General features: G+C 69.6%; 25 protein-coding genes. 20 read left to right on the forward strand and 5 right to left on the reverse strand.

The window, feature by feature from the left end; translation table 11 throughout:
- Positions 1–10 precede the first annotated feature (10 nt).
- From METUNV1_RS01110 to METUNV1_RS01130, 5 genes are read left to right on the forward strand one after another with little or no spacing between them, the layout of a single operon-like run.
- The gene (locus tag METUNV1_RS01110; protein WP_008057989.1) at positions 11–877 is read left to right on the forward strand and encodes a CmcJ/NvfI family oxidoreductase; all 867 of its coding nucleotides are present in this window, start codon (positions 11–13) and stop codon (positions 875–877) included.
- 10 nt (positions 878–887) lie between these two features.
- Positions 888–1,490, forward strand: coding sequence for a 2-hydroxychromene-2-carboxylate isomerase (locus METUNV1_RS01115; protein ID WP_008057990.1), 603 nt, complete (start codon positions 888–890; stop codon positions 1,488–1,490).
- Positions 1,468–1,908 carry a PaaI family thioesterase gene (locus tag METUNV1_RS01120; protein ID WP_008057991.1) on the forward strand — a complete coding sequence of 147 codons (441 nt, stop codon included), beginning with the start codon at positions 1,468–1,470 and terminating at the stop codon, positions 1,906–1,908. The genes METUNV1_RS01115 and METUNV1_RS01120 overlap by 23 nt, the downstream gene beginning before the upstream one ends.
- Positions 1,905–2,246 carry an antibiotic biosynthesis monooxygenase family protein gene (locus METUNV1_RS01125; RefSeq protein WP_008057992.1) on the forward strand — a complete coding sequence of 114 codons (342 nt, stop codon included), beginning with the start codon at positions 1,905–1,907 and terminating at the stop codon, positions 2,244–2,246. Before METUNV1_RS01120 ends, METUNV1_RS01125 begins: the two co-directional genes overlap by 4 nt.
- Positions 2,243–2,764: a cupin domain-containing protein gene (locus METUNV1_RS01130; protein WP_008057993.1), complete on the forward strand. Its 522-nt coding sequence runs from the start codon at positions 2,243–2,245 to the stop codon at positions 2,762–2,764. Before METUNV1_RS01125 ends, METUNV1_RS01130 begins: the two co-directional genes overlap by 4 nt.
- Here METUNV1_RS01130 and METUNV1_RS01135 read toward each other — a convergent pair.
- Positions 2,758–3,672 (reverse strand): LysR family transcriptional regulator, encoded by a 915-nt coding sequence (locus tag METUNV1_RS01135; RefSeq protein WP_008057994.1) that lies wholly within the window; start codon positions 3,670–3,672, stop codon positions 2,758–2,760. The genes METUNV1_RS01130 and METUNV1_RS01135 overlap by 7 nt on opposite strands.
- A 97-nt stretch (positions 3,673–3,769) precedes the next feature.
- Here METUNV1_RS01135 and METUNV1_RS01140 point away from each other — a divergent pair, with 97 nt between their 5' ends.
- The 5 genes from METUNV1_RS01140 (at position 3,770) to METUNV1_RS01160 (ending at position 10,523) form a co-directional block, all read left to right on the forward strand.
- The gene (locus tag METUNV1_RS01140; protein WP_008057995.1) at positions 3,770–5,323 is read left to right on the forward strand and encodes an NADH-quinone oxidoreductase subunit L; all 1,554 of its coding nucleotides are present in this window, start codon (positions 3,770–3,772) and stop codon (positions 5,321–5,323) included.
- An 89-nt stretch (positions 5,324–5,412) separates the two neighbouring features.
- Positions 5,413–7,962, forward strand: a complete 2,550-nt coding sequence (locus tag METUNV1_RS01145) for a YbcC family protein (protein WP_008057996.1) — start codon at positions 5,413–5,415, stop codon at positions 7,960–7,962.
- A 10-nt stretch (positions 7,963–7,972) separates the two neighbouring features.
- Positions 7,973–8,923 carry a sulfate adenylyltransferase subunit CysD gene (gene cysD, locus METUNV1_RS01150; RefSeq protein WP_008057997.1) on the forward strand — a complete coding sequence of 317 codons (951 nt, stop codon included), beginning with the start codon at positions 7,973–7,975 and terminating at the stop codon, positions 8,921–8,923.
- Positions 8,924–8,961: 38 nt separating this feature from the next.
- Complete coding sequence (locus METUNV1_RS01155) at positions 8,962–10,254, forward strand: sulfate adenylyltransferase subunit 1 (protein ID WP_008057999.1); 1,293 nt, start codon at positions 8,962–8,964, stop codon at positions 10,252–10,254.
- A 77-nt stretch (positions 10,255–10,331) separates the two neighbouring features.
- Positions 10,332–10,523, forward strand: coding sequence for a YjfB family protein (locus tag METUNV1_RS01160; RefSeq protein WP_008058000.1), 192 nt, complete (start codon positions 10,332–10,334; stop codon positions 10,521–10,523).
- 148 nt (positions 10,524–10,671) lie between these two features.
- On the opposite strand, the gene METUNV1_RS01165 is transcribed toward METUNV1_RS01160, so the two are convergent.
- Positions 10,672–13,245, reverse strand: coding sequence for an excinuclease ABC subunit UvrA (locus METUNV1_RS01165; protein ID WP_008058003.1), 2,574 nt, complete (start codon positions 13,243–13,245; stop codon positions 10,672–10,674).
- A 217-nt stretch (positions 13,246–13,462) separates the two neighbouring features.
- On the opposite strand from METUNV1_RS01165, the gene METUNV1_RS01170 reads away from it, so the two are divergent.
- Positions 13,463–13,738 carry a cupin domain-containing protein gene (locus METUNV1_RS01170; protein WP_008058005.1) on the forward strand — a complete coding sequence of 92 codons (276 nt, stop codon included), beginning with the start codon at positions 13,463–13,465 and terminating at the stop codon, positions 13,736–13,738.
- A gap of 87 nt (positions 13,739–13,825) precedes the next feature.
- Here the strand turns inward: METUNV1_RS01170 and METUNV1_RS01175 are convergent, their stop codons facing one another.
- The gene (locus tag METUNV1_RS01175; RefSeq protein WP_008058006.1) at positions 13,826–14,512 is read right to left on the reverse strand and encodes a PEP-CTERM sorting domain-containing protein; all 687 of its coding nucleotides are present in this window, start codon (positions 14,510–14,512) and stop codon (positions 13,826–13,828) included.
- A gap of 309 nt (positions 14,513–14,821) precedes the next feature.
- Here METUNV1_RS01175 and asd point away from each other — a divergent pair, with 309 nt between their 5' ends.
- The 3 genes from asd (at position 14,822) to METUNV1_RS01190 (ending at position 16,959) form a co-directional block, all read left to right on the forward strand.
- Positions 14,822–15,685: an archaetidylserine decarboxylase gene (asd, locus tag METUNV1_RS01180; protein WP_008058009.1), complete on the forward strand. Its 864-nt coding sequence runs from the start codon at positions 14,822–14,824 to the stop codon at positions 15,683–15,685.
- Between the two features lie 120 nt (positions 15,686–15,805).
- Positions 15,806–16,201, forward strand: a complete 396-nt coding sequence (locus tag METUNV1_RS01185) for an MbcA/ParS/Xre antitoxin family protein (RefSeq protein ID WP_008058011.1) — start codon at positions 15,806–15,808, stop codon at positions 16,199–16,201.
- On the forward strand, positions 16,198–16,959 hold the full coding sequence (locus tag METUNV1_RS01190; protein WP_008058013.1) for an RES family NAD+ phosphorylase: 762 nt from the start codon (positions 16,198–16,200) through the stop codon (positions 16,957–16,959). The genes METUNV1_RS01185 and METUNV1_RS01190 overlap by 4 nt, the downstream gene beginning before the upstream one ends.
- A 9-nt stretch (positions 16,960–16,968) precedes the next feature.
- Here METUNV1_RS01190 and METUNV1_RS01195 read toward each other — a convergent pair whose 3' ends face one another.
- Positions 16,969–18,138 carry a YbfB/YjiJ family MFS transporter gene (locus METUNV1_RS01195; RefSeq protein WP_008058015.1) on the reverse strand — a complete coding sequence of 390 codons (1,170 nt, stop codon included), beginning with the start codon at positions 18,136–18,138 and terminating at the stop codon, positions 16,969–16,971.
- 176 nt (positions 18,139–18,314) lie between these two features.
- Here METUNV1_RS01195 and METUNV1_RS01200 point away from each other — a divergent pair, with 176 nt between their 5' ends.
- From METUNV1_RS01200 to METUNV1_RS01215, 4 genes are all read left to right on the forward strand, one after another.
- Positions 18,315–19,118, forward strand: coding sequence for an AraC family transcriptional regulator (locus tag METUNV1_RS01200; protein WP_008058017.1), 804 nt, complete (start codon positions 18,315–18,317; stop codon positions 19,116–19,118).
- Positions 19,119–19,245: 127 nt separating this feature from the next.
- On the forward strand, positions 19,246–20,886 hold the full coding sequence (locus tag METUNV1_RS01205; RefSeq protein WP_008058018.1) for a phosphoethanolamine transferase: 1,641 nt from the start codon (positions 19,246–19,248) through the stop codon (positions 20,884–20,886).
- A gap of 140 nt (positions 20,887–21,026) precedes the next feature.
- Positions 21,027–22,178, forward strand: a complete 1,152-nt coding sequence (locus METUNV1_RS01210; protein WP_008058021.1) for a WD40/YVTN/BNR-like repeat-containing protein — start codon at positions 21,027–21,029, stop codon at positions 22,176–22,178.
- Between the two features lie 10 nt (positions 22,179–22,188).
- Complete coding sequence (locus METUNV1_RS01215) at positions 22,189–22,446, forward strand: MoaD/ThiS family protein (RefSeq protein ID WP_008058027.1); 258 nt, start codon at positions 22,189–22,191, stop codon at positions 22,444–22,446.
- A 1-nt stretch (position 22,447) separates the two neighbouring features.
- On the opposite strand, the gene METUNV1_RS01220 is transcribed toward METUNV1_RS01215, so the two are convergent.
- On the reverse strand, positions 22,448–23,161 hold the full coding sequence (locus tag METUNV1_RS01220) for an alpha/beta fold hydrolase (protein WP_008058028.1): 714 nt from the start codon (positions 23,159–23,161) through the stop codon (positions 22,448–22,450).
- A gap of 197 nt (positions 23,162–23,358) precedes the next feature.
- Between METUNV1_RS01220 and kdpF the strand changes: the two genes are divergently transcribed.
- On the forward strand, positions 23,359–23,448 hold the full coding sequence (gene kdpF / locus METUNV1_RS01225) for a K(+)-transporting ATPase subunit F (RefSeq protein ID WP_008058029.1): 90 nt from the start codon (positions 23,359–23,361) through the stop codon (positions 23,446–23,448).
- Positions 23,448–25,187 (forward strand): potassium-transporting ATPase subunit KdpA, encoded by a 1,740-nt coding sequence (kdpA, locus tag METUNV1_RS01230; protein WP_008058030.1) that lies wholly within the window; start codon positions 23,448–23,450, stop codon positions 25,185–25,187. Before kdpF ends, kdpA begins: the two co-directional genes overlap by 1 nt.
- The last annotated feature ends 7 nt before the right edge of the window (positions 25,188–25,194 follow it).

The raw sequence follows: 25,194 nt of genomic DNA on the forward strand, positions 1-25,194 counted from the left end.
GGAGCTGACATTGAACCCCCCGCACCTGCGCTTTCCGCACACCGACACCGCCCGCCTGGCGCGTACTACCGGCGGCCTCGACTACCTGCACGACAGTGCGGGCATGCCGTTCAACTACATGTATCCGCCGCCCGACGGCGAACCGTGGGAGAACTGCAGCTACCGCACCCACGTGGTCGACATCGTCGATGCCCGACCGGCGGCGCATCACTTCACGCTGGAGCGGCACGGCTTCGAGCTGCAGACGGTGCCGGATGCGCTCGACGATGTGAGCGATGACGCGCGCATCCGTGCCCGCTACTACCCGCAGGTCGAAGCCATCGCCTGCGATGCGACCGGCGGCGCCCGCGCGCTGTGCTTCGATCACCAGATCCGCCGGCGCAGCCGGGAAGAGCGGCAGCTCACTTTCGGCCGGCAGAACGCCCAGCCGTCGGCGGTCGGCCGCGTGCATAACGACTATTCGGAAGCGAGCGGCCAGCTGCGGCTGGCCCGGGTGCTGGGCGACGAAGCCGCGCGTGCCGCCGTACGCCGCTTCGCGGTGGTGAATGTGTGGCGGTCGCTGATCGAGCCGGTGTTCGATGCGCCGCTCGCGCTGTGCGACGCCCGCTCGGTGATGGCGCAGGATCTGGTGGCGGCGGAAATCCGCTATCCGGAGCGCAGTGGCGAAATCTATGTGCTGAAGCATTCGCCGCGGCATCGCTGGCACTACTTTTCCGGCATGACGACGCGCGAGGTGCTGGTGTTCAAGCAGTACGACTCGCAGGCCAGCGGGGTATCGCGCTTCACGCCGCACGCGGCCTTCCTCGACCCGGCCGCGCCGGGCGACGCGCCGCTGCGCGCCAGCATCGAGGCGCGCTGTCTGGTGCTGTTCGACTGAGGGCGCGGCGATGAACGATGCAGCCATCGAATACTGGTTCGACTTCGCCAGCCCCTACAGCTATCTGAGCACCGCCCACATCGACGTGCTGGCGCGGTCGCGCGGCCTGCGCGTGCTGTGGCGCCCGCTGCTGCTCGGCCCGGTGTTCCGCGCGGCCGGCTGGCAGGGCTCGCCCTTCCTGCAGCAGCCGGCCAAGCTGGCCTGGATGTGGACCGATCTCGAGCGGCAGTGCGCACGCCACGCACTGCCCTGGCGCAGGCCGTCGCAGTTTCCGCGCAGCAGCCTGCTGCCGGCGCGCATCGCGCTCGCCCACAGCGACGCGCCGTGGATCGCCCGCTTCTGCACCGCGGTGTTCGAACTGAATTTCGTACAGGACGCCGACATCGATGACCCGGCTGCGATGCATGCGCTGCTGACCGGCCTGGGTCTGCAGGCGGAGACGGTGATCGCCCGCGCGCAGTCGCCGGAGGTGAAGCAGGCGCTGCGCGAACAGACCGAACGGGGCAGGCGCCGCGGCCTGTTCGGCGCGCCCAGCTTCTTTGTCGGCGACGCGCTGTACTGGGGCAATGACCAGCTGGAGGACGCGCTCGATGCCGCCGCAGATTCCGCATGACGACGATGCAACGGCCGGCTGCACGCCGGTCGTGCTGCGCGGCCCCTTCTTCGGCGGGCGCACCGTGTACGCCGGTCCCGGCGGGAACCGCGACCGCTTCGCCGCCCGCATCGCCGGCGAGGACTGCAACGGTCTGGGCATCACCCACGGCGGCGTCATCGCCACGCTGGCCGACATCTTCCTGGTCGGCTTCATCGCCGGACAGCTGCCGGCCGACGCGCGTCTGGTTACCGCCAGCCTGACCGTCGACTACCTCGGCCCGAGCCGTGCCGGCGACTGGCTGCTCGGTCACATCCATGCCCACCGCATCGGTCGCCGCCAGTGCATGGCGACCGGTGAATTCCGGGTCGGCGACCGCACGGTCGCGCTGATCAGGGCGCACTGCACCCGCATTTCTTCCACCTGGTCGTCTTCATGAGCACACGCCTTTTTGCCGACACCCCCGAGCCGCCCTATTACGTGGTGATCTTTTCCGCCCGGCGCACGCCGGGCGACGATGGCTATGCCGACATGGCCGAGCGCATGGTGGAACTGGCGGCGCAGCAGCCGGGCTTTCTCGGCATCGAGCGCGCCCGCAACCCGGACGGCTTCGGCCTCAACGTGTCCTACTGGGTGAGCGAACAAGCCATCGCCGCCTGGCGCACGCACGCCGAACATGCGCTCGCGCGGCAGACCGGCCGCGAACGCTGGTATGCGCGTTACGCACTGCGGGTGGCGCGGGTCGAACGTGCCTGGGGCTGGAGGCTGCAGCCATGAAGCCGGCGCCTTCATCCGGCTCACCCGAGGACGCATCCACACAGATACCTGCACATCCGGTCGCCGTGCTCGCCGCCGACCTGCCGCCGCGCAACCGGCCTTCGCTTTACCCGGAGCCCTTCGCGTCACGCATGGCGGGCCGCACGAAGCGCGTGCTCGGCGAGCTGTTCGGCCTGCGCAATTTCGGTGTGAATCTGACCCGGCTCGAACCGGGCGCGATGTCCGCGCTGCGCCACGCGCACAGCCGGCAGGACGAATTCATCTACGTGCTGGAAGGCGCGCCTGCACTGCACACCGATACGGGCCTGACCCGCCTCGCGCCCGGCATGTGCGCTGGCTTCGCGGCCGGCAGCGGCAACGCCCATCACCTGATCAACGACACCGACGCGCTCGTGGTCTATCTGGAAATCGGCGACCGCAGCAGCGGCGACCAGGCCCGCTACCCGGACGACGACCTGAGGGCGGATCTGATCGACGGACGCTGGGTGTTCTGCCACCGCGACGGCCGGCCCTACTGAGCCGGCGTTGCGTCCACGCCCGCCAGACCGGAGCCGGCGAGCAGGTTCTCCAGCCGCTCGATGCGGTGCCGGTGCGGGGTGGTGATGGCATAGAAGTGTTCGCGCAGTTCGGCGGAGCGGCCCAGCATCACCAGCGTGCCGGTCCGCAGTTCGTCCTGCACCACCACCTCGGGCAGTACGGTGAGCCAGCCGCTGTCGCGCGCGATCAGTCGCAGCATGGCCATGTCATCGACCTCGGCACGCAGCCTCGGCCGCACGCCGGCCGACATGCAGAGCGCGTCGAACTGCGCGCGCAGCGCATGGCGCGGCCCGGGCAGCGCGACATCGACGCCGTCCAGATCCTGCGGCAGCCGCATCGGCTGTGCGCGGCCGCTGTCCGGCGGGCCGACCAGACAGATTGCCTGGCTGCCGAGAAAGCGGCAGTGCAGCGGGCGGCTGGCGTCCGCCGCCACCGCCTCGTTGGACAGCACCACGTCGAGCTGATGGGTGATCAGCCGCTCGACCAGCCCGTCGAGCAGGCCGGATTCCAGCGTCAGCACCACCGAGCTGTCGGTCAGCAGCGGGCGTATCCAGTTCTCCTGGTAGTTGCGCGACAGCGTGGACACGCTGCCGACGCGCAGCCGGATCATGCCTTCGGCCTGGCCCTGCAGCCGGCCCAGCATTTCCTGCCCCAGACCGAAAATGTCCTCGGCGTAGGACATCACCATCTGCCCGGTGCGGGTGAGCACCAGCCGCTTGCCGGCGCGCTCGAACAGCGCTTCGCCGAGGCGTTCCTCCAGCTGGCGGATCTGTGCCGACAGCGCCGACTGCGACACGTGCAGCTCCTGCGCGGCGCGGGTCAGATGGCCGGCCCGGGCCACGCGCCAGAAGTAGAGCAGGTGATGGAAGTTGAGCTGTTCGAGATTCATCGTTCTTTTGAACAGAACAAAACATTCTGTTCATTGTATTTTACAGAACGTTCCCTGCGCCACATCATCGACAGCAATCTGATCGAGGAGTGGCGACATGGAAACCTGGGGTTTGAAATCCGGCGCGCTGGCCCTGCTGCCGGCACTGCTGATGTGTGTGCCCATGCTGCTGGGCCGGCTGTCGGCGGCGGAGGGGGCGGCGCTGTGGCAGCGCTTCACCCGCCTGTCGGCCGCTGCGCTGCTGGCCACGCTGGCGGTGCCGGCCGTGCTGTGGCTGGGCGAAGGGCTGGCCGGTCCGCGGCTGGACGGCTGGGTGGCGCTCGGCCCCTTCACCGCAGCGATGGCAGTGCTGGTGCAGGCAGTGGGCACGGTGATCGGCGTGTTCTCGTCGCGCTACCTGCAGGGTGAAGCCGGCCAGCGCGGCTACGTGAGCGCGCTGTCCGGCGTGCTGGCGGCAGTGCATGTGATGCTGGTGGCCGATCACTGGCTGCTGCTGATCGCCGCCTGGGCACTGGTGGGCATCGCGCTGCAGCGGCTGCTGTGCTTCTACGCCGACCGGCCGTTCGCGCTGCTGGCGGCGCACAAGAAAAATCTCGCCGACCGTCTGGCCGACCTGCTGCTGATCGCGGCGGCGGCGCTCGCCTGGTACACGGTGGGCAGCGGTTCGCTGTCCGACCTGTGGGCGCACGTCGCGGCGCACGGCGCCTCGCCGGCGCTGCAGGCCGCCGCGCTCTGCGTGGCGCTGGCGGTGGTCCTGCGCACCGCGCTGCTGCCGGCCCACGGCTGGATCATCCAGGTGATGGAAGCGCCCACGCCGGTGTCCGCGCTGCTGCACGCCGGCGTGGTCAATCTCGGCGGCGTCGTGCTCATCCGCTTCTCGCCGCTCCTCGACACGGTGCCCGCCGCGCGCTGGCTGCTGGTGATTGCCGGTCTGGCGACCGCGCTGCTGGCTGGCATGGTCATGCTGACCCGGGTGAGCATCAAGGTCAGGCTGGCCTGGTCGACGGTGGCCCAGATGGGTTTCATGGTGCTCGAGTGCGGCCTCGGTCTGTACGTGTTCGCGGCGCTGCACCTGATCGGCCACTCGCTCTACAAGGCGCACGCCTTCCTCGCCGCCTCGACCGCGGTGCGCGACACCCGGCTGCGCATGATGCTGGGCGAACAGCGGGCCTCGCTGCCCAGCCTGCTGCTGGCGCCGGTGCTGACCGCGGCTACGGTACTGGCCCTGGCCGGCTGGACCGGCATCGACTGGCCGGCGTGGTGGACGCTGGTGCTGGCGCTGGCCTGGGCGCCGCTGCTCTGGCTGCCCGCGTCCGCTGCGCCGGCCGCAGGTTCGCAGGCCGCCTGGTGGCAGGCCGGCAGCGGTCTGGCGGCGGTGGCCCTGCTCACGCTGGCCGCGGGTCTCGCACACCACCTGCCGCTCGGTCTGGCCGACCGGCCGGACGACCTGACCGGCGCCGTCGCGCTGGCCGGCATGACCCTGCTCTACGCCGGCATGGCGGTGCTGCAGACCCGCCCGCACTGGCTGTCGGCCTGGCGCCGGCTCAGCTACGCCGGCTTCTACGTGGATGAGTTCTACACCCGCCTGGCTCTCGGCCTGTGGCCGGCCCGCTGGGTGCCGCCGGTGGCCGCGGCCCCGTCGCAGTCCTGACCTGATCTGATCGAATGGAGATGACCATGCAGATGACGACTGTTCCCGAATCCGCACACCCGTATGCGCCTGCTGCCCCGCAGCCCGGCATGGACGATGTGTCTGCCCACGGCGTCCTGCTGGACGACGGGCGGCTGCAGCAGCGGATCGACGACGCCTGCACCCGCGCCTGCAGCGCAATTGCGCCCGCCTGGCCGCTGGACCGCGCGATCGCGGTGAACCCGCACTGGTCGCGCATCGGCCGCAGCGTGCGGGCGGTGGCGGCGCGCATGGCGGTGCTGGCCGGCATTCCGGTGTTTCCGTCGCGCGACTACATCCGCGAGGCCTGGCAGAGCGGCGCCCTCAGCGCCGCCGATCTGGACGCCGCACGGGCGCTGCAGCCGTCCGGCGGACCGGATGCCGCCGCCTGCATCGCCGCGCTCGAGCAGCCGGCCGCGCTGCCGCGGCTGCCGCTGCTGATCGATGTGCTCGACGACGACCCGTCACGGCACGAGCGGCTGTCCTGGCGGCAGGCCATCACCCATCAGGTGAGCCAGACCTGCGCCGCCTACTTCGACGAGCACCAGGCCGACTGGCAGCCGGAACGGGCCGGCGGGCTGTACGCCTTCTGGCGCGATACGCTGAGCCATGACCACGGCATCGGCGTGCTGATGGGCCTGCCTGACCTGAGCCGGCGGCTGCACGCGCTGCCTGCCGACCGTGCGCAGGCCGAGCGCTGGGTGCTGGAACGTCTGGGCCTGCCCGAACACGTGTGGGCCGACTATCTCGAATCGGTGCTGCTGACCGTCAATGGCTGGGCCTCGTGGTGCGCCTATCTCGGCTGGGAGGCCGCGCAGCGCGGCGAGCAGGACCCGCATCTGCGCGACCTGCTGGCCATCCGTCTGGCCTGGGGCGCGCTGCTGCTCGAAGGCAAGGCGGACGAGGCGGCACAGCGTTCCTTCGCCACCGTACAGGCCGCGTGGGCCCGCGCACCGCTCGCGCTGGCGCAGGCCGAAGACGCCCTGCGCATCGACGAGGTGTGGCAGGCGGCGCTCGACGCCCGCTACCAGCGGCAGCTCGCGCTGCGCCTGGGCAGCGCCAGCAGCCCGCGCGCGCTGGAGGGCGCGGCGGTAAGGCCCGAGGTGCAGGCGGCCTTCTGCATCGACGTGCGCAGCGAGCCGATGCGGCGGGCGCTGGAGGCGGTGTGGCCCGGCATCCGCACGCTGGGCTTTGCCGGCTTCTTCGGCCTGCCGATCGCCTATACCCCGCTGGCCACCGACGCCCGCAGGCCGCAGCTGCCCGGGCTGCTGGCGCCGGCGATCGAGGTGAGCGACCGGATCGAAGGCGCCGGCGCGCAGACCGGGCCCGCGCATGATCTCGACCGCGCGGCCGGCGCCGCGCGGGGCCGCCAGTTCGCCGGCCAGCGCTCCTGGCGGGCCGCCAGCCGCTGGCCGGGCGCGGCCTTCTCCTTCGTCGAGGCGGCCGGCGTGAGCTATGTCGGCAAGCTGGCGCGCTGGCTGCGGCCGTCGCGTGCCGCCCGCGCGCGTGACCATCTGGACGGTCTGCCGTCGCGCTACCGCGCGCTGTGCCGTCCGGCGCTGGCCGGTCTCGACCTCGACAGCCGCGCCGCGCTCGCCGCGCGGGTGCTGCGCGCCATGGGTCTGGAGCGTGGGCTCGCGCCGCTGGTGCTGCTGGTCGGTCATGGCAGCCAGAGCGCGAACAACGCGCACGCCGCGGCGCTGGACTGCGGCGCCTGCTGCGGCCAGACCGGCGAGGTGAATGCCCGCGCGCTGGCGCGGCTGCTCAACGATGCCGAGGTGCGCGCCGAGCTGGTACAGCGCGGCCTCGACCTGCCGCCGGACACCGTGTTCGTCGCCGGTCTGCACAACACCACCACCGACGAGATCGAGGGCTTCGACCTCGACCTGCTGCCGGCCGAAGCACAGGCGCGCTGGAACGCGCTGGCGCCGGTGTTCGCCCAGGCCGGCGACCAGGTCAGGCGCGAGCGCGCGCCGCGGCTCGGGCTGGATCCGCGCACCGGTCACGGCGAACTGCTGGCCCAGCTGCGCCGGCGCGCCAACGACGGTGCGCAGACGCGGCCGGAGTGGGGGCTGGCCGGCAATGCCGCCTTCATCATCGCGTCGCGGGCGCGCAGCGAGTCGGCGGTGCTGGACGGACGCACCTTCCTGCACGACTACGACAGCGCGAGCGACCCGGACGGCAGCCTGCTCGAACTGCTGATGACCGCGCCTATGCTGGTGACGCACTGGATCAACTGGCAGTACCACGCCTCGACCTGCGCGCCGGATCACTTCGGCAGCGGCAACAAGCTGCTGCACAACGTGGTGGGCGGCCGCATCGGCGTGTTCGAGGGCAATGGCGGCGATCTGCGCGTCGGCCTGTCGCGGCAGTCGCTGCACGACGGCGAGCGCTGGGTGCATGCGCCGGTGCGGCTCACCGTGGCGATCGACGCGCCGGCGGCCGCCATCGAGCGGGTGCTGGCCACGCACGCGGTGGTGCGCCAGCTGGTCGATCACGGCTGGCTGCACCTGTGGCGCTTCGACGGCGCGCGGCTGCTGCGCTACCACGCGGGTCAGTGGCAGGACCTGCCTTTCAGCGACGCTGCGGTACCCGTAGCGTCCGCACCGACTGTCCAGTGAGGTCAATGTCATGAATGCACGCATGCCGATGCTGCCCGACGCCACCCGGCTGTCGCATCTGGACTGGCTGGAAGCCGAGGCCATCCACATCATGCGGGAGGTCGCCGGCCAGTGCGAACGCCCGGCGCTGCTGTTTTCCGGCGGCAAGGATTCGGTCTGCCTGCTGCGGATCGCCGAAAAGGCCTTCCGGCCCGGCCGCTTCCCGTTTCCGCTGCTGCATGTGGATACCGGTCACAACTACGCCGAAGTGATCGCCTTCCGCGACCGCCGCGCGGCGGAACTGGGCGAACGGCTCATCGTGCGCTCGGTGGAGGATTCGATCCGGCGCGGCTCGGTGGTGCTCAAGCACGCGCATGAATCGCGCAACCGCCACCAGTCGGTGACGCTGCTCGAAGCGATCGAGGAACACGGCTTCGACGGCTGCATCGGCGGTGCGCGCCGCGACGAGGAAAAGGCGCGCGCGAAGGAACGCATCATGAGTTTCCGCGACGAGTTCGGGCAGTGGGACCCGAAGAACCAGCGCCCAGAATTGTGGAATCTCTACAACGCCCGCACCCATGCCGGCGAGCACGTGCGCGCCTTCCCGATCTCGAACTGGACCGAGCTCGACGTGTGGCAGTACATCGCGCGCGAGCGGCTGGCGCTGCCGTCCATCTACTTCGCCCATGCGCGCGAGGTGGTCGAGCGCAACGGGCTGCTGATGCCGGTGAACGTGCCGCTGGCCGGCGGCGGGCTGACCAATGTGCCGGGGCCGGACGAGCGGGTGACGGTCAGGCGGGTGCGCTTCCGCACCGTGGGCGACATTTCGTGCACCGCCCCGGTCGAGTCGGACGCCGACACGATCGAGCGCATCGTGCTCGAAACCGCCCGCAGCGCACAGAGCGAGCGCGGCGCCACCCGGCTGGACGACCAGACCGGTGACGCGTCGATGGAACAGCGCAAGCGCGAAGGCTATTTCTGAATACCGGTCGCCATGCGACCTGTCATCGAGGACTGCATATGAACATTCCGGAAGACAACGGCCTGCTGCGCTTTCTGACCTGCGGCAGCGTGGACGACGGCAAGAGCACGCTGATCGGCCGGCTGCTGCACGACAGCCGGGCCATACTTGCCGACACGCTGCAGGCGATCGAACGCACGTCGGCGCGGCGCGGGCTGGAAACGATAGACCTGTCGCTGCTGACCGATGGCCTTCAGGCCGAGCGCGAGCAGGGCATCACCATCGATGTGGCCTACCGCTACTTCTCGTCAGGCCGACGCACCTACATCATCGCCGACGCGCCGGGGCACGAGCAGTACACCCGCAACATGGTGACCGCCGCCTCGACCGCCGATCTGGCCATCATCATGATCGACGCGCGCCGTGGCGTGCAGACACAGACCCGGCGGCACACCTGGATCGCGGCGCTGCTCGGCATTCCCCATCTGGTGGTGGCGATCAACAAGATGGATCTGGTGGATCACGCGCAGTCGGTGTTCGAGCGCATCCGCGCCGACTACCTCGCGTTCGCCGCCCGCGCCGGCATCGGCACGGTCCGCTTCGTGCCGATGTCCGCGCTGCATGGCGACATGGTGGTCGAGCGCGGTGAGCGGCTGGACTGGTACGAGGGACCGACGCTGATGGACATGCTGGAAACCGCACACACCCGCGCCGATGCGCACGCGCAGCCGCTGCGCTTTCCGGTGCAGTGGGTGTGCCGCCCGCAGGACCCGGCCAACCCGGCGCTGCACGACTACCGCGGCTTCATGGGGCGGGTCGAATCCGGCCGGATCGCGGTCGGCGACCCGGTCAGCGTGCTGCCGTCCGGGCTGCGTACCCGGGTGAAGGCGATCCAGATCGGCGGCGATACGCTCGACCGCGCGATCGCCGAACAGTCGGTCGCGCTGCTGCTCGAGGACGACATCGACGTGTCGCGCGGCGACATGATCGTGGCGCCGGAACAGCCGCCGCGGGTGCTGCGCGAAATCACCGCCGACCTGTGCTGGCTGTCGGCGCAGCCGATGGACCGCGCGCGCACCTATCTGATCCGGCACACGACGCGCGAAGTCCGCGCGAAGCTGGTGGCCATCGATCACCGGCTGGACGTGAATACGCAGGAACGCCTGCCGGCCGAAAGGCTCGCGATGAACGACATCGCCCGCGTGCGTTTCAGACTGGCTCACCCGGTGTTCGCCGACGCGTACGCGACCAACCGCTCGACCGGCGCCTTCGTGGTGATCGACGAGGGCAGTTACGGCACCGTGGGCGCGGGCATGATCGTGGAGGCGGACGGGCCGGCGGCGGAGGCCTGAGCCGCGCCCGTTCAAGACGGCGGCGCGCAGGCCGTTAATACGGACTGCGCGCCGCTTCACGGTGCAGGAGAGCATTCATGGACGTTTCCGCAATCGCCAGTGCGGCCACCGCAATGTCGCAGCAGCGGGTGGCTGACGCCGCCGGCACGATGGTGCTGAAGAAGGCGCTCGACATTCAGGCGCAGAGCGCGGCCCAGTTGCTGGAGGCCCTGCCGGCGCCGCAGCCGGTCGCACCGTCGTCGAAAAACATCATCGACACCTACGCCTGATCCCGGCGCCCGTCCGCGCCCACCGAATGCTGCGGCCTGAAGCAGGTCACTCAGCGCGGGCAGGGCGGATGCCGGATATTCATTCAAGGGGCGCTGCGGCGCCCCGTTTCACATGTGCCGGTCGCGGGTCGTCCGCCGGCACGCCCCTTCATCTGTTCCGCTTCATCGCCGCCTTCTTCGCCGCCGTCATCGTGCCGCTGCCCTGCAGCGCCCGGCGCAGATAGGGCGCGGTGCGGCTGTCCGCCGCCTGTGCGACTTCGGCCGGCGTACCCTGCGCAACGATGCGGCCACCCTCCGCACCGGCGCCCGGCCCCATGTCGATCACCCAGTCCGCGCGCGCCACCAGTCGCATGTCGTGTTCGACCAGCACCACGCTGTTGCCGGCATCGACCAGTACTTCGAGCTGGCCGAGCAGGCGTTCGACGTCGGCCGGATGCAGGCCGGTGGTCGGTTCGTCCAGCACGTACAGCGTGCCGCCTCGTCCGCTGCGCTGCAGTTCGGTGGCGAGCTTGATGCGCTGAGCCTCGCCGCCCGACAGTTCGGTGGCCGGCTGGCCCAGCCGCAGATAGCCCAGGCCGAGCCGGCTCAGCAGCGTGAGCGGGGCGCGCACCCGGGGTTCGTCCGCAAACACCTCGCAGGCCTGATCGACCGTGAGGTCCAGCACTTCGGCGATGTTGCGGCCCTGCCAGGTCACTGCCAGCGTGGCCGGGTTGTAGCGGGTGCCGTGGCAGTCGGCGCAGGGCGCGTACACGCCGGGCATGAACAGCAGTTCGACGCTGACGAAGCCTTCCCCCTCGCAGGTCGGGCAGCGGCCCTTGGCCACGTTGAACGAGAAGCGCCCGGCGTCGAAGCCGCGCTTGCGCGCCGCCGGCGTCTGCGCGAACAGCTTGCGCACCTCGTCGAACAGGCCGGTGTAGGTGGCGAGGTTGGAGCGCGGCGTGCGGCCGATCGGCTTCTGGTCGATGCGCACCAGCCGGCGTATCGCGTCCGCGCCTCCGCCCAGCCGGCCTTCGGTCGGCGCACTGTCGGCCGGCGGCTGTTCGCCGTCGTCGTGCTCCGGCTCCGCTTCGACCACGTGGCCCAGGTGTTCGGCCACCAGTTCGACCAGTGCCTGACTGATCAGGCTGGACTTTCCGGAGCCGGACAGGCCGGTCACCGCGCACAGCACCCCGAGCGGTATGCGCGCGTCCAGCCGGTGCAGGTTGTTGCGGCTCACGTCGTGCAGCGCCAGCCAGCCGGACGGCGTGCGCGGGGTACGCGGCGCCGGCAGGTCCGACTTCAGAAAGCGCGCGGTGGCCGACCCGCAGACACCCGCCAGACCCTCGGGCGGCCCGCTGTAGACGATGCGTCCGCCCTCGCTGCCGGCGCCCGGACCGACATCGACCACCCAGTCGGCGCGGCGGATCATGTCGAGGTCGTGCTCGACCACGAACACGCTGTTGCCCGCCTGTTTCAATTGCAGCAGGGCGTCGAACAGCGCCTCGCCGTCTGTGGGATGCAGGCCGGCGGACGGTTCGTCCAGCACATAGACCACGCCGAACAGCTGCGAGCGCAGCTGGGTGGCCAGCCTGAGCCGCTGCAGTTCGCCCGGCGACAGCGTGGGCGTGCTGCGTTCCAGCGTCAGATAGCCGAGACCCAGCCGCAGCAGCACCTCGATGCGGTCGACCACGTCGCCGGCCAGCCGCTGCGCCGCGAGGCGTTTTTCCTCGGACAGCCGTGCGTCCGCCTCACCGGCGGCGGCGGGGGCCAGCAGGCGTGCCACTTCGGACAGCGGCTGGCGCGACAGCGCACCGATGTCCAGCCCGGCGAAGGTGACTGCCAGCGCCTCCCGCTTGAGCCGCTTGCCGTCGCAGGCCGGGCAGTCGCTGGCCCGCATGTAGCGCGACACGCGCTTTCTCATCAGCGCGCTCTGCGTCGTCGCGAAGGTGTGCAGCACGTAGCGGCGCGCGCTGGTGAAGGTGCCCTGATAGCTCGGCTCCATCTTCCGCCGCAGCGCGATGCGCGTCTCTTCCGGCGTCAGGCCGGCATACACCGGCACCACCGGCTGTTCGTCGGTGAACAGGATCCAGTCGCGCACCTTGCGCGGCAGCTTCGCCCACGGCAGGTCGATGTCCATGCCCATGCTGACCAGGATGTCGCGCAGGTTCTGCCCGTGCCAGGCCGGCGGCCAGGCGCTGACTGCGCCTTCCCGTATCGTCAGCGAGGGGTCGAGCACCAGCGTGTCTTCGCTCACCTCGAACACGCGGCCCAGCCCGTGACAGTCCGGGCAGGCGCCCTGCGGCGTGTTGGGCGAGAAGTCCTCCGCCTGCAGCATGGGCTGGCGCGCCGGGTAGCGGCCGGCGCGTGAATACAGCAGACGCAGCAGGCTGGACAGCGTGGTCACGCTGCCCACCGATGAGCGCGCGCCCGGCGTGCCGCGCTGCTGCTGCAGCGCCACCGCCGGCGGCAGGCCTTCGATGCTGTCGACATCCGGCACGCCGGCCTGGTCGATCAGCCGGCGCGCGTACGGCGCCACCGATTCCAGATAGCGCCGCTGCGCCTCGGCGTACAGCGTGCCGAACGCCAGTGAGGATTTGCCGGAGCCGGATACACCGGAAAACGCGACCAGCGCGTCGCGCGGCAGATCGACGTCGATGTCCTTCAGATTGTGTTCGCGCGCGCCGCGCACGCGGACGGTGGCGGCGGGCAGCAGGGCGTCGGCGGAAGGCGGTGTCTTGCGCATGCGGAGCGGGAAAAGTGTTCAGCGGGCGGGCCGAGCTTACGCGAAGGTGTTGCCGGCGCGTCGCAGTGTGCCCGCCGCTGTGCCGCGCCGGCGGCGATCCAGGCCGGGCGCGCCGGGTGCGTCGCACTGTGTGCCTACAATGCGGCCCGTGCTGTCCGGCACCCCGTCCCGGGGGCCGTACGACCGGTTTTCCGCTTTACCCATCCAAGGAGCTCACATGTCCCAGATCGTCGTTGAACACAATCCGTCGGAAGAGAAACTGAAACAGCTGGGCGTCGCCAGCTGGTCCATCTGGGAAAAGGAAGTGTCGAAGTTTCCGCTCGATTTCGACATGACCGAAAGCGCCTACCTGCTGGAAGGTGAAATCCACGTCACGCCGCGCGGTGGCGAGAAGGTGGTGATCAAGGCCGGCGATTTCGTCGTGTTCCCGAAGGGCCTGAAGTCGTCGTGGGAAGTGGTGAAGCCGCTGCGCAAGCACTACAAGCACAGCTGATCGAGGGTTTTCCGGCGGTTGCAGACGCCGGACGACGCGACGGGCCCGGTTTTTCGCACAGCATGCGAAAGCCGGGCCCGTTCTCTTTCAGTCGGGGCGCGCGACCCGCGCGCGGCGGCGACGCCGGTCGGCCGATCGGCCGGCCAGCAGGCCACCCAGCCCGGCCAGCCACAGCGCCGCGGCCGTCGGTTCAGGAACCGCGGTCACGTTGATGGTGATCGACCTGCCGTCGAACGATCCGTCGGCCGAGGTAGTGGTGTCGTACTGCGGATAGCTGTACACCCATGACGAGCAGCTCAGGCCGCCGTCCCCGTCGCCGGTGCAGGTTCTGGAAGCGATTTCGCTGCCGTAGGACACCGCATTGACCGCGCTCCAGCCGCCGCCCACGACAATGTCGAAACTGCCTTCGGTCGGAAAAAGCAGCGAGAAGGACCAGCCGTTCGCATACCCGCTTCCTGGCGCTGACGACGGATAGTCGGCGAAGTTCTGGCCGCCGGCCTGCAGGAAGACCGCGCTCACGCTTTCTGCTTCGTACCCGTACCAGTTCATCACCCATTGCTGGTCGCCCTCGACCGGTGCCGGTTCGACCGCGTCGTTGCCGCCGTCCATACGCGACGAGGTATTCACGCTGAAGGACACGAAGAAATCCACCGTGCTGCCGGTCTGCACTGTGGTCTGGCTGGCGCCGAAGCTGTCGATCCGTCCGCTGGCGGACCAGGCGCCGGGGCTGAGCGCGAAGCCGAGGCAAAGCAGTGCCGGACTGAGAGTTTTCATGTCGTGCTCCTGTTTCGGTAACGCACGTGCGGTCGCGCGCTGCGGTGTGCCGACCGGGCGTCGGGTGAGGGGGCGGGTGGGGTGTGCGGTCGGGTGAAGTGATGAGCCTAGCATCGTGATCAGTGCTTCGATACCGCTTCCGCCCGGGGCGCTGACGTGCGCGCTGTCTGCGTGGCGCATGCCGGGGTGCGGTGCTTCAATTAATATGCGGGACCAAAAAAACGGGGTGCTCCGGCCGCGCAGCGCGCTGACGTCTGTCCGCCCGCCTTCGCATCGGCCCGGAAAGGCGCCCCCATATGAGATCCGACAATGTCGTCACCTGATCTTCGCGATCGCCTGTTCGTGCTGATGCAGCACGTGACGCCCCAGATGGGCCTGACCCGTTTCGCCGAATTCGTTGCCAATTCGCGTGGCGCATGGACGCGCGGCATCATCCCCCGCTTCATCCGCAAGTACGGCGTGGACATGAGCGAGGCGGTCGAGCCGGATCCGTCCCGCTACGCCTGTTTCAACGATTTCTTCACCCGCGCTTTGCGCCCGGATGCGCGTCCGCTGGCCGATGCGCCTTTCGTCAGCCCGGTCGATGGCGCGGTGATCGACTGCGTGCGGTTGCAGGACGACACCATCCTGCAGGTGAAGGGCCACCCCTACAGCGCACGCGCGCTGGTCGGCGGCGATGCGTCACTGGCCGCGCCCTTCGCAGGCGGCGACGCGATTTCCATCTATCTGAGCCCCAAGGACTACCACCGCATCCACATGCCCTGCGACGGGCGACTGCTGCGCATGATTCATGTGCCGGGCAGCCTGTATTCGGTGAATCCGGCCACCGTGGCGGGCGTGCCCGGCCTGTTCGCGCGCAACGAGCGGGTGGTGTGCCTGTTCGAATCGGCCTTCGGCCCCTTCGTGCTCACGCTGGTCGGCGCCATGGTGGTGGGCAGCATGCAGACCGTGTGGCACGGCCTGATCAATCCGCCGCGCACCGGCGCGCTGCGCGAGTGGCGTTACGAGGATCAGGACATCCGGCTCGCCCGCGGCGAGGAAATGGGCCGCTTCCTGCTCGGGTCGACCGTGGTGATGCTGTTCCCGAAGGGCGTGCTGCGCGCCCGTCCGGACTGGCAGCCGGGCCGCACGGTGCGCATGGGCGAAGCGATGGCGGAGGCGCTGCCCGGCTGACCCGGCACGCTGCGCGGCCAACCCGTGTGCAGATTTTGTTTCTTTCGGAACAAAATCAGTGTGAATCGAAACCAATAGGCTATGCTGAAGCCTGAAACCGATTCCCACAGGAGAGCCGCCATGGGCGCCTTGGCCGACAAGCCCGTCACCGGGTCAGAAGACCGCGGCGCGCTGGCCCGCATGACCATGACCCTGCTTGACCACTGGCAGCTGGGCACCGAAGACCAGGCCGCGCTGCTCGGCATCGCCGCCAGCAACCGCGCGGCGCTGGCGCGTTACCGCCGCGGCGAGCCGATCGGCGGCAGCCGCGACCAGTACGAGCGGGTCGGTCATCTGCTGGGCATCCACAAGAATCTGCGCCTGCTGTTTCCGCAGAACCGCGATCTGGCCTACCGCTGGATGAGCACCCGCAACCGCGCTTTCGACAACCTGACGCCGGTCGAGGTGGTGAAGGAGTGGGGCTTCGCCGGCCTGCTAATGGTGCGCGCCTACCTCGACCGGGCACGCGGCCAGTGAGTGGTTCCGATGCCGGCCGCGTGCCGGCGGGGCAGGGCGATCTGTTTGCGCGGCTCACGCTGGCCGATGTCCGGCAGGACGTGTTCCGCAACATCGTGTCGCTGCGCAGTTCGCAGGATCTGTTCGACGATCTGAGCGAAGACCCGGCCGAATGGGCGCTGGCGCAGAAGGTGGAGGGCGACGCCAAGCCGCCGCCCTACCGCTCGCCCACGCCTGTCGTGCACCGCCCGTTCGAGGACGCCGCCTGGTTCAACGCCATCGCCTGGCCGTTCCAGCACTGGCAGGCCAGCCGCTTTTCCGACGGCCACCATGGCGTGTGGTACGGCTCGGAGTCGGTCGACACCACGGTGTATGAATCCGCCTGGCACTGGCGCATGGGCCTGCTGGCCGACGCCGGCTTCGAGCGCGAATCGGTGGTGGCCGAGCGCAAGGTGTACATGGTGAGCTGCCAGGCGGCGCTGCTGGATTTCCGGCCGCTCACCGCCGACTGGCCGGATCTGCTGCACCCGGCGGACTACCGCTTTCCGCAGTCGGTCGGCGCGCGCATTCACCGCGAGGGGCACCCCGGTCTGCTCATCCAGTCGGTCCGGCGCCCGGCCGGTCAGAACTGCGCGGTGTTCAATCCGGCGGTGCTGGCCAACCCGCGCCACCACCTGCAGCTCAGCTACCGGCTCGACGGCGACACCGTGGTGGTCGAAAAGACGCCGGGCGTGGTGTGGTTCGGCATCGATGCCGGCGATTTCGGCGGTGGCGGTTGAAGCCGCGGCTCAGTGCCCGGCGGGCGCCTCCGGCATCGTGTCGGTCCGCCGCAGCAGTTCGAGCAGCACCATGCCGGCGATCATGAAGGCCGCCGCCATCGCCAGCGCGCCGCGGTAGCTGCCGGTGGCTGCCGCGATATAGCCGGCCATCGCCGGCGCGGCGATCTGCGCCACGCCATAGCTCAAAGTCATGCGCGCCATGGCCTTGGCCGGCGCATCCGGATAGTGGCGCCCGGTCAGCGTCAGCGTGAGGCTCACGATGCCGACGAAGGTGCCGCCGAACAGCGCCGCACCGAGCAGATTGAGCAGCGGGTCGTCGCTGACGACCGGCAGCAGGATGGACACGGTCTGCAGCGCGTAGGCGATCAGCAGCGCCGGGATCTGGCCAACGGCACGCGCCACGCGGTCCCAGATGAAGCCGGACGGCGTCGCCGTGGCACCGACCAGCACCCATACCCAGCCGCCGCGCCCGGCCAGCAGCGGCAGCTTTTCCAGGATGGCGACGATGAAGGTGGCGCTGATCACGTAGCCGAAGCCGGCGCAGAAATAGGTGGCCATCAGCAGGCCGGTCCAGCGGGTCGCCGGCGGCGCCACCATGCTCGCGGGCAATGCGCGGCCGTCCGCCTGCGTGACCACCGGCGGCGGCAGCCAGCGCCAGGCCGGCACGAACAGCACCGCGCCCAGCAGGCCCAGGCCCAGCCACTGCTGGTCCCAGCGCAGCCACTCGACCATGGCCGCCACCGCGACACCCGACACCGCCACGCCCAGACCGAGGCCGATGAAGTGCAGGCCCAGTTCCGGCCGGTGACCGTTGCGGATGAGCCAGTTCAGCACCAGACCGGAGGCGAGCAGCAGGCCGGCGGTGCTGGACACGCCGGACAGATAGCGCAGCACGCCCCACAGCACGGTGTCGTCAGTCAGGCCCATGGCGGCGGTGCTGATCACCGCGACCACCAGCCCGAAGCGGTAGAACAGGTACTTGAAGCGCAGATCGCTGACCGAGGCGGCGATCAGCGCGCCGGTCATGTAGCCGGCGTAGTTGATGGTCGCCAGCCAGCCGCCGGCCACGTGCGACAGCCCGGCCTGGCTGCGCATGATGGGCAGCAGCGGCGTGTAGGCGAAGCGGGCGAGGCCGACGGTCAGCACCAGCGCGCAGATGCCGGCCAGGATGACCCGCACGCGGGTTTCCGGTGATGCGTGAGGCAGGGGAAGCGAAGCGGCAGACATGGCGGTGCGGCGGACAGGGAGGGTCTGCCATGCTAGGGCGCCGTGATCGGTATGTCTTTCGATACACTGACCATCGCTGTCGATGAAATGACAGGGCGCCGCGTCAGCTCACGGGGCGCGGACAGACGATGCGGGAGGAGGGCGCGGTGTTCCGGCTGCAGGAATGGACGACGATAGCGGTGCCGGAATTCGACACGCTGCCGGCCGACGTGGTGATGCGTGCGCAGAACCTCGCGCCGCGCGAAATCTTTCCGATGCACACCCACGGCTGGAACCAGCTCGTCTACGCGACCTCCGGCACGCTGGTGGTGACCGTGGCCGACGCCTGGTACGTGATCACGCCGGAACAGGCGATCTGGGTGCCGACCGGCGTGCCGCACACCACCGGCGCGCTGCACGGCGCCGCCTTCCGCAATCTCTACGTGGCCGACGTGCCCGGGCTGGACATGCCAGCCACCTGCACCGTGCTGTCGGTGTCGCCGCTGATGCGCGCCCTCATCATCGAACTGGAGGCGGCCGGCACGCGTGCCGAGAGCGCGGACTACATCGGCACGCTGAACGCGCTCATCCGCGCGCAGCTGCAGCGGCTCAGGGTGCAGGATTTCCACCTGCCCTGGCCGCGCAGCCCGCAGCTGCACCATCTGTGCGAAACCCTGCTGTCCGAGCCGGCCGATGACCGCAGCGCGGACGCCTGGGCGCGCGAACTGGGCTGGTCCGGCCGCACGCTGCTGCGCCGCTTCGAAAGCGAGGTGGGGCTCTCGCTGCGCGCGTGGCGTCACCGGCTGCGGGTGTTTCTGGCGGTGGAATGGCTGTGCGCCGGGCGCAACGTGACCGACATCGCGCTCGACCTCGGCTATGCCTCCACCTCCGCCTTTTCCTACATGTTCCGGCTGGAAATGGGCTGCACGCCGTCGGCCTGGCGACGCCGCTGAGTACGGGGCGGCGCACCTCCCTATAATGCGCAGCCGGAGCGAGGCCGCGCACCCGGGGGCACCGGGCCGCCGGCGGTTTATTGGCTTCCTTAATCATTTGAAGCGCTCCGCCGGACACAATTCGATCGTGCGCAAATTTTCAGTTCTCACCCCGCAGAGCCGCATTGCCGCGCTCGCCGGGCTGTTCATCATGGTCACCGGCAATCTCGAGCTGTTCGAACGGCTCGGCGAGGTCTATCCGCTGACCGGTGCGAATCTGCCCTTCCTGTCGTCGCTCACGCTGTTCTTCACGCTGTCCACCGTGCTCTTCCTGGTGCTGCTGACGCCCGGCCGTGCCGGGCGCTGGGTGCTGGCCACGCTGCTGGTCGCGGCGTCGCAGGCGGCCTACTTCATGGACCAGTACGCGGTGGTGATCGACACCGTGATGATCGAGAACATCGCAGCCACCCAGCGCGAGGAAGTGGCCGGCCTGTTCAGCTTCAGCCTGATCTGGCGCACCGTGCTGTTCGGCGTGCTGCCCGCCTGGTGGGTCGTGCGCAACTGGCCGCGTACAACGTCGATCTGGCGTGAACTGGGCGCGCGCGCGCTGCTGTCGCTGCTGCTGCTGGTCGGCCTGGTCGCGGTGGCGGCACCCTTCACCTCGGGCTACGCCTCCTTCATCCGCGAGCACAAGACCACGCGGATGTACGCGAACCCCATCTTCTTCAGCTATTCACTGGTGCGCTATGTCGGCGAGCATTTCGAGCAGCGCGACACCGGTGTTCTCGGACAGGTGGCGGAGGACGCCCAGCACATCGGCCCGCAGCACCGGCCGGAACTGGTGGTGCTGGTGGTGGGCGAAACCGCCCGCGCGGACCGCTTCTCGCTCAACGGCTATGGCCGGCCGACCAACCCGCGGCTGGCGCAGGAAGACGTGGTGAGCCTGCGCAACGTGACCGCCTGCGGCACCTCCACCGCCGAGTCGGTGCCCTGCATGTTCTCGGTGCAGAAGCAGGAGCACTTCAACCGCGGCGAGGCGCTGCGCACCGAGAACGCGCTGGACGTGCTGTTCGAGAACGGCGTGCACGTGCTGTGGCGCGACAACAATTCCGATTCCAAGGGCGTCGCCACCCGGATGACCTACGAGGATTTCCGCTCGCCCAAGCGCAATCCGGCCTGCGACGACGAGTGCCGCGATGTCGGCATGCTGGACGGGCTGGACCGCTACATCGAGTCGCACAAGGGGCGCGACATGCTCATCGTGCTGCACCAGATGGGCAACCACGGACCGGAGTACTACCGCCGCTACCCGAAGGAATTCGAACGCTTCACGCCGGTGTGCCGCAGCAAGGAGCTGCGCGACTGCTCCAAGCAGGAAATCGACAACGCCTACGACAACGCCATCCTGTACACCGATCACTTCCTGGCCGAGGTGATCGGACTGCTGAAGCGCTATGACGGCGAGTACGAGACCGCCATGCTCTATGTGTCGGATCACGGCGAGTCGCTGGGCGAAAGCGGGCTCTATCTGCACTCGGCGCCCCGCATGCTGGCGCCGGAGGAGCAGCTCCGCGTACCGGCCATCGTGTGGCTGGGCAGGCACTTCGACTACACGATGGAACAGCTCAGACCCCACCGCGACACGCCGATGCGGCACGACGACCTGTTCTGCGTGCTCATGTCGGCCTTCGAAATCCGCACCCGCATGTGCGACGGCCCGAAAAACATCCTCTACTACAACCGCGAACTGGGTCTGGAGCCGGTGCCCGCGACGCAACCCGCCAGCTGAGCGGGGCTGGGCGCGCCGTCGCCGGCGGCGCATCATGACGCGGCCGTCGACTGTCGAAACGGCGCCCGCTGCTTCGTCGACCGGACATGCCGGTGGCCGATCGGGCCGCCGGAAATCCGACCGACTCTGGAGGATGCGTCATGAACCCACCCCGCGACACCGCTGGCCCGGTCACGCTGCTGGTCGCCACCCGCAAGGGCGCCTGGCTCTACCATGCCGATGCCGAGCGCCGGACCTGGCAGGTCGATGGCCCGCATTTCCTCGGCCATGTCATCAGTCATCTGGTGCTCGACCCGCGAGACGGCCGCACGCTGCTGGCCGCGGCCAAGACCGGTCACCTCGGCCCCACGATATTCCGCTCCACCGACTTCGGCCGGAACTGGGCCGAAGCCACTCGGCCGCCGGCGTTCGCCAAGGCCGAAGACGGCAGGGGGCGCAGCGTTGACCACACCTTCTGGCTCACACCGGGGCACGCGAGCGAGCCGGGCGTGTGGTACGCCGGTACCAGCCCGCAGGGCCTGTTCCGCTCGGAAGACGGCGGCGTCAGCTGGGCACCGTGCTCGGCCATCAACGACGATCCGCAGTACCGAAAGTGGATGGGCACGGTGCAGGACGGCACGCCGGACGGCCCCAAGCTGCATTCCATCCTGATCGACCCGCGCGACCCCGCGCATATGTATATGGCGATGTCCGGCGGCGGCGTGCATGAATCCTTCGACGCCGGCCGCAGCTTCGCGCCGCTGATCGACGGTCTGAAGGTGGTCGAGGGCTTCGACGTGAATGACGCCACCTTCCACGACCCGCACTGCATCCGCCTCTGCCCGGCCAATCCGGACCGGCTCTACCAGCAGAACCACTGCGGCCTCTTCCGGCTGGACCGGCCCGCCACCCGCTGGCGTCACATCGGCGGCGGCATGCCGGCCGACGTGGGCGACATCGGCTTTCCGATGGTGGTGCACCCGCGCGACCCCGACGCCGCCTGGGTGTTTCCGATGGACGGCACCTCGGTGTGGCCGCGTACCAGCCCGGGCGGACGGCCGGCGGTATTCGTCACCCGCGACGGCGGCGAGCGCTGGCAGCGGCAGGACGCCGGCCTACCGGCCGAACAGGCGTGGTGGACCGTGAAGCGGCAGGCGATGACCGCGGACAGCCAGCCTTCGGTCGGCCTCTATTTCGGCACCACCAGCGGCGAACTGTGGGCCAGTACCGACGAGGGTGCGCACTGGTGCTGCATCGCCCGCCACCTGCCCGACATCTACGCGGTCGAGGTGGCCGAACCTGCTGCCCGATGAAGGGGCTGCCGTGAAAGTGCTCATTCCAGGGGCGCTGCGCAGCTACACCGACAGCGCGCAGGCCGAGGCCGACGGCGCCACGCTGGCCGAGGTGGTGACCGCGCTCGACCTTCAGTATCCGGGCATCGCCTTCCGCATGGTCGACGAGCAGGGGCGCATCCGCCGCCACATCCGTTTCTTCGTCGACGGACAGCCGGTGCACGACCTCGGCCGGCCGGCCGACCCGCAGGGCGAACTGGTGATCGTGCAGGCGCTCAGCGGGGGCTGAGTCAGCGATCGGTCGGGCGGTCGATGAAGCCGGTGATGATGCGGGCCGCGCTGTCCGCGTGGTGGAACAGCGCCATGTGCGAGCCGGGCAGATGGGCCACCCGGAGGTCGGGGCGCAGTGCGCGCATCGCGTCCAGATTGTGGGCCGGCACCACGCTGTCCTGTTCGGCTGCGAGGCAGAGCAGCGGTACCTTCAGCGCCGCCAGCAGTGCGGAGGCATCCTCCCGCATCACCGCGCGCACCCGTGCCGCCAGTTCGCGCGACGACACGCCGCGCCAGGTGTCGGCCTTGGCGCGGCGGAAGGGGTCGGACGGCGACCGGCCCAGCCACACCGGCAGCCGGCGCACCGTGCGCAGTGCGCCGATCACCGCCGCATTCGCGTACGGCGCCCACTTCGCCAGCTCCGGCCGCGGCATGCGCACGAAGCTGGTCGACAGCACCACGCCGCACACGCGCGACGGCGCCTCGGCGGCCAGCCGCAGCGCCAGCGGCCCGCCGAACGAGCTGCCGAGCAGCCAGTAGCGCTCGAGATCGCGCACCTGCGCGCTGACGCCGGCGAGCAGCGCCGGGTAGCGCTGATCCCCATCGCGCGGATAGCTGAGCACACGCGGCCGGATGTGCGCCGGCAGCGCCTCGACCAGCGGCCGCAGGAAGCGGTCGCTGCCGTCCAGTCCGGGCAGCAGTACCAGCGTATGGATGGGTGGAGGCGGGGCCATCCGCACAGTTTGAAGGCCACGGGCTGCAGAACCGTCACGCGCCGGTTGCAGAAAGATTGCCGCCGCGATGGCGCGTTTACGCGGTGTTTACGCAGGCGTCCGCGATTTATAGGCCGTCTTTGCACCGGCCTGTCTAGCCTTTCATCCATGGACGTCCGCATGGTGCGGGCGCCGCTGCTGACCGGGGACTCGTCGCCATGAATCCGCTCTATCCCGTCTGTGCCGCGCTGGCGGTCGCGCTGGCCCTCTATCTGGTTTACGCGCTGTGGCGCGCGGAGGATTTCTGATGACCACGCAGATGTGGATGCTGCTGGCCACCTTCGTGCTGGCGGTGTGGCTGATCGCGGTGCCGCTGGGGCGGGTGCTGGCCCTGCTGGTCGAGCGCGCGCCGCAGCCGCTGGCCGGCGTCGAGCGTCGGCTGCTGCGCGCCTGCGGCGTATCCGGCGCCGAGCAGGACTGGCGCGGCTATGCCGGCGCGCTGCTGCTGTTCAATCTGGCCGGTGCGCTGTTTCTGTACGCGCTGCAGCAGCTGCAGCCGGTGCTGCCGCTGAACCCGCAGCACTTCGCGGCGCCCACCTGGGATTCCGCGCTCAATACCGCGGTGAGTTTCGTCACCAATACCAACTGGCAGGGCTATGCCGGCGAAACCACGATGAGCCATCTGACCCAGATGCTGGGGCTCACGGTGCAGAACTTCCTGTCCGCGGCGACCGGCATCGCGGTGGCGTTTGCGCTGATGCGCGGCTTCGCCCGCAGCGCCGCGGCCGGCATCGGCAATTTCTGGGTCGATGTCGTGCGCATCACGCTGTGGCTGCTGCTGCCGCTGTCGGTGCTGCTGGCGCTGGCGTTCGCGGCGCAGGGCGTGATCCAGAACCTGTCGCCTGACCTGACGGTCGCGCTGCTCGAACCGTTGCATACCGATGCCGGTGTGGTCGGCAGCCAGACGCTGGCCATGGGACCGGTGGCGTCGCAGGAGGCGATCAAGATGCTGGGCACCAATGGCGGCGGCTTCATGAACGCCAATTCGGCCCACCCTTTCGAGAACCCGACCGCCTGGACCAATGTGCTGCAGATGCTGGCCATCTTCGCCATTCCGGCCGGGCTGTGCATGGCCTTCGGCCGGGTGGTGGGCGACCGTCGTCAGGGCTGGGCGCTGCTGGCGGCGATGACCGTGCTGTTCGTCGCCGCGGTGGCGGTGATCCTGACGCAGGAGCAGGCCGGCAATCCGCACTTCGCTGCGCTGGGCGTGGATCAGGCGGCGAGTGCGCTGCAGGCCGGCGGCAATATGGAAGGCAAGGAGGTGCGCTTCGGCATCGCCGCCAGCGCGCTGTTCGCCGCAGTCACCACCGCCGCGTCCTGCGGTGCGGTCAACGCGATGCACGCCTCGCTGATGCCGCTGTCCGGCGGTGTCGCGCTGCTGCTGATGCAGCTGGGGGAAGTGGTGTTCGGCGGCGTCGGCTCCGGCCTCTACGGCATGCTGCTGTTCGCGCTGCTGGCGGTGTTTGTGGCCGGCCTGATGACCGGCCGCACGCCGGAGTACCTCGGCAAGAAGATATCGCCGGCGGAAATGAAGCCGGTGGTCATCGCGATCCTTGTCACGCCGCTGCTGGTGCTGCTGGGCACCGCGATCGCGGTGGGCAGCGAAGCCGGCCGTGCGGGCCTGCTGAATGCCGGCGCCGCCGGTTTCACCGAGGTGCTGTACGCCTTCTCGTCGGCGGCCAACAACAACGGCAGCGCCTTTGCCGGCCTGTCCGCCAACACGCCCTTCTACAACTGCGCACTGGCGCTGGCGATGGCGCTCGGCCGCTTCGCGGTCATCGTGCCGGTGCTGGCCCTGGCCGGCACGCTGGCCGGCCGCATCCGTGCGACGCGCGCAGCCACCGACAGTGTGTCCGCCGCGCTGCCCACCCACGGCCCGATGTTCGTCGTGCTGCTGGTGCTCACCGTGCTGCTGGTCGGTGCGCTCACCTATCTGCCCGCGCTGGCGCTCGGCCCGCTGGTCGAACACATCAACCTGATTCGCTGAGGACGAC

The organism is Methyloversatilis universalis FAM5 (genome assembly GCF_000214035.2).
In the GTDB taxonomy this organism is placed as follows: Bacteria; Pseudomonadota; Gammaproteobacteria; order Burkholderiales; family Rhodocyclaceae; genus Methyloversatilis; species Methyloversatilis universalis.

Coding starts and splice junctions, on each gene's coding strand:
- METUNV1_RS01175 (WP_008058006.1), bottom strand. CDS start 14,512: ATGAAAACTCTCAGTCCGGCACTGCTTTGCCTCGGCTTCGCGCTCAGC.
- METUNV1_RS01125 (WP_008057992.1), top strand. CDS start 1,905: ATGAGCACACGCCTTTTTGCCGACACCCCCGAGCCGCCCTATTACGTG.
- METUNV1_RS01145 (WP_008057996.1), top strand. CDS start 5,413: ATGGACGATGTGTCTGCCCACGGCGTCCTGCTGGACGACGGGCGGCTG.
- METUNV1_RS01200 (WP_008058017.1), top strand. CDS start 18,315: ATGCGGGAGGAGGGCGCGGTGTTCCGGCTGCAGGAATGGACGACGATA.
- METUNV1_RS01120 (WP_008057991.1), top strand. CDS start 1,468: ATGCCGCCGCAGATTCCGCATGACGACGATGCAACGGCCGGCTGCACG.
- kdpF (WP_008058029.1), top strand. CDS start 23,359: ATGAATCCGCTCTATCCCGTCTGTGCCGCGCTGGCGGTCGCGCTGGCC.
- METUNV1_RS01135 (WP_008057994.1), bottom strand. CDS start 3,672: ATGAATCTCGAACAGCTCAACTTCCATCACCTGCTCTACTTCTGGCGC.
- cysD (WP_008057997.1), top strand. CDS start 7,973: ATGAATGCACGCATGCCGATGCTGCCCGACGCCACCCGGCTGTCGCAT.
- METUNV1_RS01115 (WP_008057990.1), top strand. CDS start 888: ATGAACGATGCAGCCATCGAATACTGGTTCGACTTCGCCAGCCCCTAC.
- METUNV1_RS01165 (WP_008058003.1), bottom strand. CDS start 13,245: ATGCGCAAGACACCGCCTTCCGCCGACGCCCTGCTGCCCGCCGCCACC.
- METUNV1_RS01130 (WP_008057993.1), top strand. CDS start 2,243: ATGAAGCCGGCGCCTTCATCCGGCTCACCCGAGGACGCATCCACACAG.
- METUNV1_RS01170 (WP_008058005.1), top strand. CDS start 13,463: ATGTCCCAGATCGTCGTTGAACACAATCCGTCGGAAGAGAAACTGAAA.
- kdpA (WP_008058030.1), top strand. CDS start 23,448: ATGACCACGCAGATGTGGATGCTGCTGGCCACCTTCGTGCTGGCGGTG.
- METUNV1_RS01140 (WP_008057995.1), top strand. CDS start 3,770: ATGGAAACCTGGGGTTTGAAATCCGGCGCGCTGGCCCTGCTGCCGGCA.
- METUNV1_RS01160 (WP_008058000.1), top strand. CDS start 10,332: ATGGACGTTTCCGCAATCGCCAGTGCGGCCACCGCAATGTCGCAGCAG.
- asd (WP_008058009.1), top strand. CDS start 14,822: ATGTCGTCACCTGATCTTCGCGATCGCCTGTTCGTGCTGATGCAGCAC.
- METUNV1_RS01220 (WP_008058028.1), bottom strand. CDS start 23,161: ATGGCCCCGCCTCCACCCATCCATACGCTGGTACTGCTGCCCGGACTG.
- METUNV1_RS01185 (WP_008058011.1), top strand. CDS start 15,806: ATGGGCGCCTTGGCCGACAAGCCCGTCACCGGGTCAGAAGACCGCGGC.
- METUNV1_RS01155 (WP_008057999.1), top strand. CDS start 8,962: ATGAACATTCCGGAAGACAACGGCCTGCTGCGCTTTCTGACCTGCGGC.
- METUNV1_RS01210 (WP_008058021.1), top strand. CDS start 21,027: ATGAACCCACCCCGCGACACCGCTGGCCCGGTCACGCTGCTGGTCGCC.